14 protein-coding genes are annotated in these 12,052 nt (G+C 71.5%); 9 read left to right on the forward strand and 5 right to left on the reverse strand.

The genetic code is table 11. From position 1 onward, the window contains the following. Positions 1 to 21: 21 nt before the first annotated feature. Genes V2W30_RS23545 through V2W30_RS23570 form a run of 6 tightly spaced genes read left to right on the forward strand, consistent with a single transcriptional unit; the run spans position 22 to position 5,355 of the window. Complete coding sequence (locus V2W30_RS23545) at positions 22 to 1,173, forward strand: ABC transporter ATP-binding protein (protein WP_338699482.1); 1,152 nt, start codon at positions 22 to 24, stop codon at positions 1,171 to 1,173. Further along, positions 1,170 to 1,820, forward strand: a complete 651-nt coding sequence (locus V2W30_RS23550) for an ABC transporter permease (protein WP_338699484.1) — start codon at positions 1,170 to 1,172, stop codon at positions 1,818 to 1,820. Before V2W30_RS23545 ends, V2W30_RS23550 begins: the two co-directional genes overlap by 4 nt. A gap of 6 nt (positions 1,821 to 1,826) precedes the next feature. Then, positions 1,827 to 2,513 carry an ABC transporter permease gene (locus tag V2W30_RS23555; RefSeq protein WP_338699487.1) on the forward strand — a complete coding sequence of 229 codons (687 nt, stop codon included), beginning with the start codon at positions 1,827 to 1,829 and terminating at the stop codon, positions 2,511 to 2,513. Between the two features lie 11 nt (positions 2,514 to 2,524). Then, positions 2,525 to 3,463 (forward strand): ABC transporter substrate-binding protein, encoded by a 939-nt coding sequence (locus V2W30_RS23560; protein WP_338699489.1) that lies wholly within the window; start codon positions 2,525 to 2,527, stop codon positions 3,461 to 3,463. A 9-nt stretch (positions 3,464 to 3,472) separates the two neighbouring features. After that, positions 3,473 to 4,915 (forward strand): cytosine permease, encoded by a 1,443-nt coding sequence (locus V2W30_RS23565; RefSeq protein WP_338699491.1) that lies wholly within the window; start codon positions 3,473 to 3,475, stop codon positions 4,913 to 4,915. Positions 4,916 to 4,926: 11 nt separating this feature from the next. Beyond that, positions 4,927 to 5,355, forward strand: coding sequence for a hypothetical protein (locus tag V2W30_RS23570; RefSeq protein ID WP_338699493.1), 429 nt, complete (start codon positions 4,927 to 4,929; stop codon positions 5,353 to 5,355). Positions 5,356 to 5,368: 13 nt separating this feature from the next. Here V2W30_RS23570 and V2W30_RS23575 read toward each other — a convergent pair whose 3' ends face one another. After that, a complete protein-coding gene (locus V2W30_RS23575) occupies positions 5,369 to 6,136 on the reverse strand; it encodes an SDR family oxidoreductase (RefSeq protein ID WP_338699495.1) in 768 nt (255 codons plus the stop codon). Between the two features lie 103 nt (positions 6,137 to 6,239). On the opposite strand from V2W30_RS23575, the gene V2W30_RS23580 reads away from it, so the two are divergent. Further along, positions 6,240 to 7,100 (forward strand): helix-turn-helix transcriptional regulator, encoded by an 861-nt coding sequence (locus V2W30_RS23580; RefSeq protein WP_338699497.1) that lies wholly within the window; start codon positions 6,240 to 6,242, stop codon positions 7,098 to 7,100. An 87-nt stretch (positions 7,101 to 7,187) separates the two neighbouring features. Continuing rightward, positions 7,188 to 7,757, forward strand: a complete 570-nt coding sequence (locus tag V2W30_RS23585; RefSeq protein ID WP_338699498.1) for a hypothetical protein — start codon at positions 7,188 to 7,190, stop codon at positions 7,755 to 7,757. 13 nt (positions 7,758 to 7,770) lie between these two features. Here the strand turns inward: V2W30_RS23585 and V2W30_RS23590 are convergent, their stop codons facing one another. From V2W30_RS23590 to V2W30_RS23605, 4 genes are all read right to left on the reverse strand, one after another. Continuing rightward, complete coding sequence (locus V2W30_RS23590) at positions 7,771 to 8,145, reverse strand: hypothetical protein (RefSeq protein WP_338699499.1); 375 nt, start codon at positions 8,143 to 8,145, stop codon at positions 7,771 to 7,773. Positions 8,146 to 8,210: 65 nt separating this feature from the next. After that, positions 8,211 to 8,735 carry a roadblock/LC7 domain-containing protein gene (locus V2W30_RS23595; protein WP_338699501.1) on the reverse strand — a complete coding sequence of 175 codons (525 nt, stop codon included), beginning with the start codon at positions 8,733 to 8,735 and terminating at the stop codon, positions 8,211 to 8,213. A 59-nt stretch (positions 8,736 to 8,794) separates the two neighbouring features. Then, a complete protein-coding gene (locus V2W30_RS23600) occupies positions 8,795 to 9,553 on the reverse strand; it encodes a DUF4388 domain-containing protein (RefSeq protein WP_338699503.1) in 759 nt (252 codons plus the stop codon). Then, on the reverse strand, positions 9,550 to 9,954 hold the full coding sequence (locus V2W30_RS23605) for a hypothetical protein (protein WP_338699505.1): 405 nt from the start codon (positions 9,952 to 9,954) through the stop codon (positions 9,550 to 9,552). Before V2W30_RS23605 ends, V2W30_RS23600 begins: the two co-directional genes overlap by 4 nt. Before the next feature lie 433 nt (positions 9,955 to 10,387). Here V2W30_RS23605 and hutU point away from each other — a divergent pair, with 433 nt between their 5' ends. Continuing rightward, entirely contained in the window at positions 10,388 to 12,046 is a 1,659-nt protein-coding gene (hutU, locus tag V2W30_RS23610; protein ID WP_338699506.1) for a urocanate hydratase, read from the forward strand. Positions 12,047 to 12,052 lie beyond the last annotated feature (6 nt).

Genomic DNA, 12,052 nt, shown 5'->3' on the forward strand with positions numbered 1-12,052 from the left:
AGAGGACTCCAGAGGCGCTCCATGATCCAGTTCGAAGCGGTCCACAAACGATTCCCGAACGGCACGACAGCGGTGCACGATCTCTCGCTCGACATGCCGGAAGGGGGTGTGACCGTCTTCGTGGGCTCCTCGGGCTGCGGCAAGACGACCAGCCTCCGGATGATCAACCGGATGGTCGAGCCCACCTCCGGCACGATCCGCGTCGGCGGGCGTGACGTCCTCGACCAGGACGCTGCCGAGCTGCGGCGCTCCATCGGCTACGTCATCCAGCAGGCCGGCCTGTTCCCGCACCGCACCGTCCTCGACAACATCGCCACCGTGCCGCTGCTGCTCGGCTGGGGCCGCAAGAAGGCGCGGGCCGCGGCCGGTGACCTCCTGGAGCGCGTCGGGCTCTCCGCCGAGATGGGCAAGCGCTACCCGCACCAGCTCTCCGGCGGGCAGCAGCAGCGCGTCGGTGTCGCGCGGGCACTCGCCGCGGACCCGCCGGTGCTCCTCATGGACGAGCCGTTCGGTGCCGTCGACCCCGTCGTGCGCACCCAGCTCCAGGACGAACTCCTGCGGCTCCAGAAGGACTTGAACAAGACCATCGTCTTCGTCACGCACGACATCGACGAGGCGGTGCGGCTCGGCGACCGCATAGCCGTGTTCCGCGAGGGCGGGCATCTGGTGCAGTGCGCTCCGCCGGCGGAGCTGCTCGCCCGGCCTGTGGACAGCTTCGTCGCCGACTTCCTCGGGGCCGAGCGGGGGCTGAAGCTGTTGTCGTTGTCGACGCTGGCGGATGTGCCGCAGGGTCCCGCACCCGAGGGCGGTTCCTGGGAGCTGGTCCTCGACGCGTCGCGGCGGCCCGTCGCCTGGCGGGCCGGGGAGGCCGAGACGCCCGTACGGGCTTTGCGGGACGGGGATTCACTGCTCTCGGCGCTGAACGAGTCGGTCGCTTCGCCGGTCGGGCTCGTCGCCCGCGTCGATGCGGAAGGGGTGTTGACCGGTGTCTCGTCCCGGGACGACATCCATCAGCGGGCCGGGGCCGCTCATGCTGCTGCCCTGTCGGGCGTGCCGTCTCGGGTCTCCGCCCCGGACCCCGCTGCTCAATCGCCGCAGGGGCTTGAAGATTCGGACCCCGCCGTCGACAAGTCCGCGGGGTTTGACGATGCGGCTGCGAAGGACCTGGCATGAGTGTCGACTGGTCCTGGATCGGGGAGCACAAGGGCGACCTTGTCAGTCTCTCCGTGTCCCATCTTCAAGCCGCCCTCACCGCCGTCCTGTTCGGGCTGCTCATCTCCCTGCCGCTCGCCGTCCTCGCGCACCGCGTGCGGCCCCTGCGCGGCTTCCTCCTCGGGCTGTCGAACGTCCTGTTCACCATCCCGTCCATCGCCGTGTTCGTCCTGCTGCTCCCGGTGTCCGGGCTCACCCGCACCACCACCGTCATCGGCCTGACGATCTACACCCTCGTCGTGCTGCTGCGGAACACCGTCGAGGGACTCGACTCCGTACCGCACAAGACGAAGGAAGCCGCCAAGGCCATGGGCACGCGGCCGCTGCGCACGCTGCTCACCGTCGAGCTGCCGCTCGCCCTGCCGGTCATCATGGCGGGCGTCCGGATCGCCACCGTGATGGCCATCTCCCTGGTCTCGGTGGCCACGTACATCGGGGACGGCGGCCTCGGCCAGCTGTTCACCGACGGGTTCCAGCGGAACTTCCCGACCCCGGTCATCGTCGGCGTCGTTCTTACGCTGCTGCTCGCGCTCGTCGCCGACGCGGCCCTGGTCGGCGTGCAGCGGCTGCTCACGCCGTGGGCCCGGCCCCGTACCCGGAAGGCCTGAACCGCCATGTACGAACTCCTCAAGAACCTGGGCGCGTGGCTGGTCAGCGGCGAGCAGTGGGCCGGGTCCGACGGCATCGCGCACCGGCTCGCCGAACACCTCCAGTACTCGCTTCTCGCCACGCTCATCGCCGCCGCGATCGCGCTGCCCGTCGGCCTGCTCATCGGGCACACCGGGCGCGGCGCCTTCCTCGCCATCAACCTGTCGTCGTTCGGCCGCGCGCTGCCGACCGTCGGCCTCGTCGTGCTCGTGTTCCTCGCGAGCGGCCTGTCGATGTGGCCCGTGTACATCGCCCTCGTCGCGCTCGCCGTGCCGTCCATCGTGACGAACACGTACGCGGGGATGACCGCCGTCGACGCCGAGGTGAAGGACGCCGCGCGCGGCCAGGGCATGCGCGGCCACCAGGTCCTCCTCCAGGTCGAGTTGCCGCTCGCGCTGCCGCTCGTCATGACCGGTCTGCGGCTCGCCCTCATCCAGGTCGTCGCGACCGCCACCATCGCCGCGTACGTCTCCTTCGGCGGTCTCGGCCGCTACGTCTTCGACGGGCTCGCCCAGCGCGATCTCGTGCAGGTGCTCGGCGGCGCCGTCCTCGTCGCGCTCGTCGCCGTCGTCCTCGACCTGGCCCTGTCCGGGCTCCAGCGACTCCTCTTCCGTCACCGGCCCACCGGCCCCGCCCCCCTCAAGTCCGCCTAGGAGCGCCCCAGATGAACCGACGTACCCTCCTCGGCGGCCTGTTCGCCGCGGCCGCGGTCCCCGCCGTCACGGCCTGCTCCGGCGGCATCACCTCCCTCGACGGCGCCGGCGGCTCGGGCGGTTCCGGCGCCGGGTCCAGCAAGGGCGGCGTCACCATCGGCACCGCCAACTTCACCGAGAACCAGGTCCTCGGGTATCTGTACGCGGCCGTGCTCGAAGCGGCCGGGGTGAAGACCACCGTGCGGCCCAACCTCGGCACCCGCGAGATCCTCATCCCCGCGCTCAAGGGCGGGGACATCGACCTGCTGCCCGAGTACCAGGGCGCCCTCCTGCACTACCTCGCGCCGAAGGCCACCGCCACCGAGGAGGGCGAGATGCAGAACGCGCTCGCCATGGCCCTCCCGGCGGGCCTCCAGATCCTCCCGTACGGGATGGCCGAGGACTCGGACGCGTTCGTCGTCACCCGGCAGACCGCGAAGAAGTACCACCTCACGTCCCTCGCCGACCTGGCGAAGCACAACGGCGAGCTCGTCATCGGCGCCGCGCCCGAGGTCAAGAAGCGGCAGGTGGGCGCCGTCGGCCTCAAGGACGTGTACGGCGTCGAGTTCAAGGAGTTCAAGTCCCTCGACTCCTCGGGGCCGTTGGTCAAGGGCGCCCTGAAGAAGGGCGATGTGGACGTGGCGAACCTGTTCACCACCGACACCGACATCGCCGCCAACGACTGGGTCGTCCTCACCGACCCGAAGAACCTCGTCCCCGGCCAGCACATCGTCCCGCTGATCGCCGACCGCAAGGCCGACTCGACGGTCCGCAAGGCCCTCGCGCGCCTCGGCAACGTCCTGACGACCGAGCAGCTCACCGAGCTCAACCGGCTCGTCGACAAGGACAAGAAGGACCCCGAGGACGTCGCCAACGACTACGCGGCGCAGCACGGCCTGGCCAAGAAGTAGGAGGAACCCATGGCAGCGGTAGTGGAGAAGCACTCCATCGACGTCGTCCCCGACAGCGAGCGGCACGGGCGCGCCTTCCACCAGTTCACGCTCTGGCTCGGCGCGAACCTCCAGATCACGGCCGTCGTCACCGGCGCGCTCGCCGTCGTCTTCGGCGGCGACGTGGTCTGGTCGCTGGCCGGCCTCGTGCTCGGCAACCTGCTCGGCGGCGCCGTCATGGCGCTGCACTCCGCGCAGGGGCCCAAGCTCGGGCTGCCGCAGATGATCCAGTCGCGGGCCCAGTTCGGCGTCAAGGGCGCCGTCGTACCGCTGCTCCTCGTGATCCTCATGTACGTCGGGTTCTTCGCGTCCGGCAGCGTGCTCGCCGGGCAGGCGACGGCCGAGCTGACGCACACGAACGACGCGACCGGCATCGTGCTGTTCGCCGTCGTCACGGCCGTCATGGCGGCCGTCGGCTACCGCGTCATCCACATCCTGGGCCGGGTCGCCAGCGTCGTCTGCGCGCTCGCCTTCGTCTACCTCGGCGTCCGGCTGCTCGACCGCGTCGACCTCGGCGACCTGCTCGGCGACGCGCACTTCTCGCTGCCGATGTTCCTGCTCGCCGTCTCCCTGTCGGCGTCGTGGCAGCTCGCCTTCGGCCCGTACGTCGCCGACTACTCGCGCTACCTGCCGCGTGACACCAGCGCCAAGGCCACCTTCTGGTGGACGCTGTCCGGTTCGGCGATCGGCTCGCAGTGGTCGATGACGTTCGGTGTGCTGGTCGCGGCCTCCTCGGGCGGCGCGTTCCTCGACAACCAGGTCGGGTACGTCGTCTCGCTCGGCGGCGCCGGACTCGTCGCGTCGTTCTTCTACTTCGTGATCGCGCTCGGCAAGCTCACCATCAACGTGCTCAACACGTACGGCGGCTTCATGTCGATGGTGACGGGCATCAGCGGGTTCCGCGGGCAGCGGGCCCTGTCGCAGCGCGGCCGCGCCGTCTACATCGCGCTCATCATGGTCGCGGGTACCGCTGTCGCCCTCGTCGGCAAGGACAGCTTCCTGGCGTCGTTCAAGGACTTCCTGCTGTTCCTGCTGACGTTCTTCACACCGTGGTCGGCCGTCAACCTCGTCGACTACTACCTGATCTCCAAGGAGCGGTACGACATCCCGGCCCTCGCCGACCCCCGCGGCCGGTACGGGGCCTGGCGCTGGGACGCGCTCGTCGTCTACGCGGTCGGTGTCCTCGCCCAGCTGCCGTTCCTGGCCACGCACTTCTACACCGGTCCACTGGTCGAGCCGCTCGGCGGCGCCGACGTGTCGTGGATCGTGGGCCTCGTCGTCCCGGCCGTCCTGTACTGGGCGCTCGCCCGGCGCGACACCTCGCACGTGCCGGAGCGCACGATCCTGGGGACACCGGACGAGCCGGGCAAGAGGGGGGTTAGCCCCACTGTCACGGGCGCCGGCGCTGCGTAACGTGGACGGGTATGGAAGCCCGCGAACAGGCACGTGACGCCGAACTGAAGAAGGAACTCGACGCCACCCTGCATGCCCGCAGGGAGCTCGGTGAGGAGTACGAGTCCGCGCTCGTGGACTCCTTCGTCGACAAGGTCGAGCAGCGGCTCGACTCGGTCGTGGACCGGCGGGTGCGCCGGCAACTGGCCGAGCAGCAGATGGTCGTCGCCCGCGGCAGCCGCGGCGGCCAGGGTCCCGGCGCCGACAGCTGGGGCGAGCGCTTCGGGTTCGCCGTCGTCTCCCTCGTCCTCGCCATCCCGCTCTCCGCGATCGCCGCGGTCAACGCGGAGGTGCCCGGCCTGCTCATCGCCTGGGCCGGCATCGTCGGTGTGAACGCGCTGCACACGCTGCGCTGGGCCCCCGCCCGGCGCGAGCGGCGCGAGCGCGACTGGGAGGACTAGAGCCTGTCCGAGCTCATGCCTGGCGGGTCGGGAGGGCGATCACCTGGCGCAGGTTCACGTGCCGGGGGCGGCTCGTCGTGTACGCGATGAGGTCCGCGATGTCGTGCGACGTGAGGCCGATGAGCGCCTCGAACATGCCGTCCAGCTGCCCGGAGAGCTCGGCGTTGTCGACGTGCGAGGCCAGCTCGGTGTCGGTCAGGCCCGGTTCGATGTTGGTGACGCGGACGTCGAGCGGGCCCAGCTCCGTGCGCAGGGACTGCGACAGATACGTCAGGGCCGCCTTCGTGGCGCCGTACACCGCGTAGTTCGGGAACGGGACGTGCGCGCCGATCGACGAGATGTTCACCAGGTCCGCGGTGCGCCCGGCGCGCGCGGCGGCGGTCAGATCGGGGACGAAGGCGCGGATGACGCGCAGCGCGCCCGTGACGTTCGTGTCCAGCATCCGCTGCCACTCGTCGGCGCGGCCGTCGGTGACGGGGTTGGGCAGCATCACCCCGGCGGCGTTCACCACCAGGTCGACCGGGCCGAACGCGGTGTGCACGCGCTCCGCCGCCGCGTCCACGGATGCCTGGTCGGTGAGGTCGGCCGGGACGACGAGGGCCCGGCCGCCGTCCGCCTCGATCTTCGCGGCGAGTTCGGTGAGGCGGTCGGCGCGGCGGGCGAGGAGGGCGACGCGGGCGCCGTGCGCGGCGAGCAGCCGGGCCGTGGCCTCGCCCATGCCGCTGGCGGCGCCGGTGATCAGTGCGGTGCGGGCGTTCAGGTTCTCGTACGGGTTCGTCATGGGCATCAGCGTGGTGCGCGGCGGGCGCCTTACCCAGAGCAGAGCTTTTCCTGGGTCCACCAGTACCAGGATCCCCACCGGCGGGGTCCCTAGGATCGACCGTATGACCAAGGACCGCGTGAGCGAGCTCGACGACAGAGGCGGCGTGGGGGACTTCCTGCGCTCGCGGCGGGCCCGGATCCAGCCGGAGGAGGTCGGCCTGCCCGGACACGGACGGCGCCGGGTGCCGGGGCTGCGGCGCGAGGAGGTCGCGCAGCTGGCCGGGGTCAGCGTCGACTACTACATCCGCCTGGAACAGGGCCGCGGCCCCTCCGTCTCGGACTCCGTGCTCGACGCGATCGCCCGGGTGCTGCGGCTCGACGACACCGAGACGGCCTACCTGCGGTCGGTGGCGCGGCCGGACTCCGTGCCCCGGCGTCGGCGCCCCGCCGGGCAGCAGGTCCGCCCCGGCCTGAAGCTGCTGCTCGCCACGATCGAGAAGGCCCCGGCGTTCGTGCTCGGCCGCCGCATGGACGTCCTCGCGTGGAACGCGCTCGCCGACGCCCTCATCGGCTTCTCCGCGATGGCCCCCGAGGAGCGCAACATGCCGCGCCAGGTCTTCCTCAACCCGGACGCGCGCGCCCTGTACCCGGAGTGGCATGCCGTCGCCGCCGAGACGGTCGCCTTCCTGCGCCTGGACGCGGGCCTGCACCCCAAGGACCCCCGACTGGCCACGCTCGTCGGCGAGTTGTCGCTGGCCGACGAGGACTTCCGACGCCTGTGGGCCGACCATCAGGTCAAGGAGAAGACGTACGGGGCGAAGCGCGTGACGCACCCCGTGGCCGGTGAACTCTCCCTGCCCTACGAGACGTTGACGGTGTCCGGCGATCCGGACCAGTCGCTCGTCGTCTACACGCCCGAACCCGGCTCCGTGACGGAGGAGCGGCTGCGGCTGCTCGGCAGCTGGGCGGCGACGACGGCCTGAGGGCGCTCTCAGAAACCCCTCAGGTTTCCCTCAGCCGTCGTTCACGGGCCCGCGCTAGCGTTCCGCGCCGACGGAGGGAGTCGCGGCGTGACGCGTGGAGCGCAAGGGCTGGTCAGGACGGCAGTGGTGGTGCGGGCCGGAGCCGCGCCGCTGTGGTGGCTCGGGCTGTTCGCGGCCGGGATCGGGCTGCTGCCCGGCGGTCTCACGGGGCGGCGGATCGGGGTCCTCGCGGGCGCCGTCCTCTTCTTCGCGGTCGCCGTCGCGGTGGCGTACTGCCGTAGGAGGCGCTACGAGCGACTGACCCGCGGAGCCTCCCGCGCGGGCAGGTTCGACGTCCTCCAGGACCGGGGCGTCACCGTACGGAACTGGCGGCGCGGGCACCGCTGGTGGCTGGTCCTCGCGTTCCTCGCCGCGCTCGGCTCGGCCTTCGCCGTGCCCGCGGCCGGCGGTATGGCCCTGGCGGGCGCGGGTGCCGGCCTGTGGTGGAAGGCGGCCTGGCTGGGGCGGCGCGAACACCGCGACGCGTCCTTGGTGTGGGTGCGCGTCGACTGGCTCGGCCCCCGCGCGGGCGCCCCCGTCGGCAAGCAGGTCAAGGGGTACCGGGTCACCGGCACGGCAGCGGGCGACGCCGCGCCCGGAGGGGCACGGCGTCGCTGACGCGTCGGAGGGCTCAGACCTCCAACTCGGCCTCGATCTTCTTCAGCTGGTGGCGGGCCATCGCCAGGTTGGCCCGGGACGAGTCCAGGACCAGGTACAGGAACAGGCCGTTGCCACCGCGGCCCTTCAGCAGCCGGATCAGGTGGTACTGGGTGCCGAGCGTGATGAGGATGTCCTCGATCTCGTCCTTGATGCCGAGGTGCTCCATGGTGCGCAGCTTGGAACGCACGACGTCGGTGTTGCCGGCGGCCGCGACCTCCAGGTCGAAGCTCTTGGAACCGCCGATGGTGCCTAGTGCCATCCCGCTCGTGTAGTCGACGAGGGCAGCGGCCGAGGCGCCTTCGATGGAGGCGATGGCGTCTTTCAGTGCGGCTTCGGTGGTGGCCATGGTGGGTCCTTTCCTGGATTACTGACGTGGTCCGTGCGGTACGGGTCGGTGCGGGCCGTCCGGCCTCAATGGGCCGTGCCCGCCTGCGGGTTGGGCTGTTCGGGCAAGGTCGGTGTCTTGGGCGTGCGGACCGGGAGCGCGGGTGTGGCGGGCGTGGTGCGGGCGCGGGCCCGGCCCCTGGCCCGCAGGGCGGACTCCTTGGCCGCCGCTTCGGAGCGGGCCGCGGTCGTGACGAGTTCGCCGATCCGCGTCCCGGCCCTGCGCCCCTCCAGATGGAGCCGCCCCACGTTCACCCGGTCCTCGGCGAGCAGGGTGAGGACGGCGGCCTCCCCGGCGGCGTACGTGGCGACATAGCCGTCCGTGCCGCGCACCAGGAGCTCCCGGAAGGCGCCCTGTTCCGTGGCGTCGGCCAGGCGCTGGGCGACGCCGAGGGCCGCGGCGGTCAGCGCGGCGACGCCCTCCGGTTCGATGCCGGGGGTGTCCTGGGCCAGGACGAGACCGTCGACGCTGGCCGCGAGCGCCCCGGTCAGCTGGGGCACACGGACTCTCAACCGCTGGAGCTCGGCGAGGAGTTCGGCCTCGTCGACCATGGGTGGTCTCCTTTCGGAAGGCTTTCGCGAAGGCCGTTCGGCACTCTGGCGACGGCGGATCACAGCGCCTCCAGGGCGGCCCGCAGCCGGCGCAGCAGGGCCACATCGGGGTCGTCGACGTCCGCGTGCCGCGTGATCCAGTCCGGGACGGACGCGGGGTCGGGGGCGGCGGGGGAGACCAGGCCGCCGGAAGCGAGGCGGCGCAGGTCCACGAGGGTGTGGAACGCGGGGCGGCCCAGGGTGAGCGCGATCTGGGAGGCGGTGCGCGCCCCGTCGACCAGGTCGAGCACGAGCTGTCTGCGCGAGGGCACCCGCTCCCCGCCGTCCTCGGTGCGGGTCAGCGGAGCCGTGTCGGTGTCCGGCTCCGGCCAGATCCGCTGGAGCAGGTCCCTGCGGCGCAGCGTCTCCCGCTCCACGGCCTCCACCGGCACCGGCCGCACGGTCCCGAACCAGTGCGCCACCCCGTACCGGAACCGGGTCGGCCCGCTGCTGGGCGCGAGGGTGAAGTACGCGGCGTCGAACACCGCGCCCAGGTGGCACAGTTCGAGCGCGCCGTCGGAGAGCCGGCCCTGCTCGACGAGGTAGCGGCCGACGCGTCGCCCCGCGCCCGCCTGGTCGACGGCCTCCCACCAGCCGTCGGCGGGGATCACGCCGTTCGCGGTCAGCAGGACGTCCATGCCGGGTGTCGCGGGCGACTCCGCGTGCACGACCCGGCCGTCCTCCAGGTAGAGCGTGCCGTGCTCGCGTATCAGCGCCCCGGTCGCCCGCTCGGCGGCCAGCCGGTGCAGCATCGGGGAGACGCCCGCGCGAGAGGTCATCCCAGCACCAGCCGGTCCGCGAGGTCGCCGAGGCGCAGCCGGGCGAGAGCCAGATTGCCGTCGGACCGGTCGAGCCACAGGTGCAGGAAGACGCTGCTGTCGAAGCTGGTCCGTACGAAACGCAGCAGGTGGTAGCCGTCCCGGCTGGTGATGATGACGTCCTCGACGGGCGGCTCCGCGCCGTTCACCGTCCAGTCCGCGCCGTCGGCGGGCGCGAACGCGCGGTGTTCGGCGGTCAGCCGGGCGACCTCGGCGGCCTCGGCGGCGGTGGCCTCGTGGTCGCCGTTGGGGGACTCGCCGACGGTGCCCAGGGCGAGTCCACTGGTCCAGTCGACCACCGAGGCGCCTCGTGCTCCGGGCAGCCGCATGGCTTCGAGGAGACACTCGTCGATTCCGGGCACGCCTGAATCCCCCACCTTGTACGTCGCATCCGTGCATCCTTGGTGCTGATGTGACGCAGACGCTACGCACCGTACGGATACCTGGTGAGCGTTCTGGCATTTTCCAGTGGAACATGCGTACTGAGGACTAGAATCCGCCAACCGGCGGGAAAGATCAGTTAGTTGCTCCCTGGGACGCGCCTCGCGCTCCGCCGTGCGAGCACGACGTCGGCCGGATGACGCCGACGCGCTCAGACCCCGCGCCGAAACCGACCCCACTCGATCGTGAACGGTCACCCACGCCTGCCCGCGCGCGCCCGCGACCCCTTGTCACGGCCTCGCGGGGCCTTGCGTATCGGTGCCGCCTTCCGGCGGGGGTGTTGACTAGGTCTATTCAGCGAGCAAGGATGTGAATAACAACATCACCATGCGTACGCACCCCAGGAGGCCGTCGATGTCAGGACCCCGCCCCGTACGAGCCCCGCGCGGCACCGAGCTCAACACCCTGGGGTGGCAGCAGGAGGGCGCCCTGCGGATGCTCATGAACAACCTCGACGCCGAGGTGGCCGAGCACCCCGACAAGCTCGTCGTGTACGGCGGCACCGGCAAGGCGGCCCGGTCCTGGGAGGCGTTCGACGCGATCGTGCGCACGCTGAAGACGCTGGAGTCCGACGAGACCCTCCTCGTCCAGTCCGGTAAGCCGGTCGGCGTGCTGCGCACCAACGAGTGGGCGCCGCGCGTGCTCCTCGCCAACTCCAACCTGGTCGGCGACTGGGCCAACTGGGAGGAGTTCCGCAAGCTGGAGTCCGAGGGCCTCACCATGTACGGCCAGATGACGGCCGGCTCGTGGATCTACATCGGCTCGCAGGGCATCGTCCAGGGCACGTACGAGACGTTCGGCGCGGTCGCCCGCAAGAAGTTCGACGGCACGCTCGCCGGGACGATCACCCTGACCGCCGGTGTCGGCGGCATGGGCGGCGCCCAGCCGCTGGCCGTCACCATGAACGAGGGCGTCGCCCTCTGCGTCGACGTCGACGAGACCCGCATCGACCGCCGCATCGGCACCCGCTACCTGGACGTCAAGGCCGACGACCTCGACCACGCCCTTGAGCTGGCCCTCAAGGCCCGCGACGAGCGCCGCGCCCTGTCCATCGGCGTCGTCGGCAACGCCGCCGAGGTCTTCCCCGAGCTGCTGCGCCGCGACGCCCCGATCGACATCGTCACCGACCAGACCTCGGCCCACGACCCGCTCGCCTACCTGCCCGTCGGCATCCCGGTCGAGGACTGGGACAAGGAGCGCGAGGCGGACCCGGCCGGCTTCACCGACAAGGCCCGCCACTCGATGCGCCTGCACGTGGAGGCGATGGTCGGCTTCCTGGACAAGGGCGCCGAGGTCTTCGACTACGGCAACTCCATCCGTGACGAGGCCCGCAAGGCCGGCTACGACCGGGCCTTCGACTTCCCCGGCTTCGTCCCGGCGCACATCCGCCCGCTGTTCGAGGAGGGCCTCGGCCCGTTCCGCTGGGCCGCGCTGTCCGGCGACCCGGAGGACATCCGCAAGACGGACGCCGCGATCAAGGAGCTGTTCCCGGAGAACAAGCACCTGCACCGCTGGCTCGACATGGCCGCCGAGCGCATCTCCTTCGAGGGCCTCCCGGCGCGCATCTGCTGGCTCGGCTACGGCGAGCGCCACCTGGCCGGCCTCAAGTTCAACGAGATGGTGGCGTCCGGCGAACTGTCGGCCCCCGTCGTGATCGGCCGCGACCACCTCGACTCGGGCTCGGTGGCCTCCCCGTACCGCGAGACCGAGGCCATGAAGGACGGCTCCGACGCGATCGCCGACTGGCCGCTCCTGAACGCCCTGGTCAACACGGCGTCCGGTGCGTCCTGGGTCTCTCTGCACCACGGCGGCGGCGTCGGCATGGGCCGCTCCATCCACGCGGGCCAGGTCTGCGTCGCCGACGGCACCGAGCTGGCCGCGCGGAAGATCGAGCGCGTCCTCACCAACGACCCGGCGATGGGCGTCATCCGGCACGTCGACGCGGGCTACGAGCACGCGGCGGAGGTCGCGGCGGAGCGCGGCGTCCGCGTGCCCATGCGGGAGGGCGAGTGACCGCGG

Origin of the sequence: Streptomyces sp. Q6, assembly GCF_036967205.1 — a bacterium.
In the GTDB taxonomy this organism is placed as follows: Bacteria; Actinomycetota; Actinomycetes; order Streptomycetales; family Streptomycetaceae; genus Streptomyces; species Streptomyces citrinus.

Bases quoted from the DNA above. Each gene is read 5' to 3' on its own strand.
- V2W30_RS23545 (WP_338699482.1), top strand. From the start codon at position 22: ATGATCCAGTTCGAAGCGGTCCACAAACGATTCCCGAACGGCACGACA.
- V2W30_RS23550 (WP_338699484.1), top strand. From the start codon at position 1,170: ATGAGTGTCGACTGGTCCTGGATCGGGGAGCACAAGGGCGACCTTGTC.
- V2W30_RS23555 (WP_338699487.1), top strand. From the start codon at position 1,827: ATGTACGAACTCCTCAAGAACCTGGGCGCGTGGCTGGTCAGCGGCGAG.
- V2W30_RS23560 (WP_338699489.1), top strand. From the start codon at position 2,525: ATGAACCGACGTACCCTCCTCGGCGGCCTGTTCGCCGCGGCCGCGGTC.
- V2W30_RS23565 (WP_338699491.1), top strand. From the start codon at position 3,473: ATGGCAGCGGTAGTGGAGAAGCACTCCATCGACGTCGTCCCCGACAGC.
- V2W30_RS23570 (WP_338699493.1), top strand. From the start codon at position 4,927: ATGGAAGCCCGCGAACAGGCACGTGACGCCGAACTGAAGAAGGAACTC.
- V2W30_RS23575 (WP_338699495.1), bottom strand. From the start codon at position 6,136: ATGACGAACCCGTACGAGAACCTGAACGCCCGCACCGCACTGATCACC.
- V2W30_RS23580 (WP_338699497.1), top strand. From the start codon at position 6,240: ATGACCAAGGACCGCGTGAGCGAGCTCGACGACAGAGGCGGCGTGGGG.
- V2W30_RS23590 (WP_338699499.1), bottom strand. From the start codon at position 8,145: ATGGCCACCACCGAAGCCGCACTGAAAGACGCCATCGCCTCCATCGAA.
- V2W30_RS23595 (WP_338699501.1), bottom strand. From the start codon at position 8,735: ATGGTCGACGAGGCCGAACTCCTCGCCGAGCTCCAGCGGTTGAGAGTC.
- V2W30_RS23600 (WP_338699503.1), bottom strand. From the start codon at position 9,553: ATGACCTCTCGCGCGGGCGTCTCCCCGATGCTGCACCGGCTGGCCGCC.
- hutU (WP_338699506.1), top strand. From the start codon at position 10,388: ATGTCAGGACCCCGCCCCGTACGAGCCCCGCGCGGCACCGAGCTCAAC.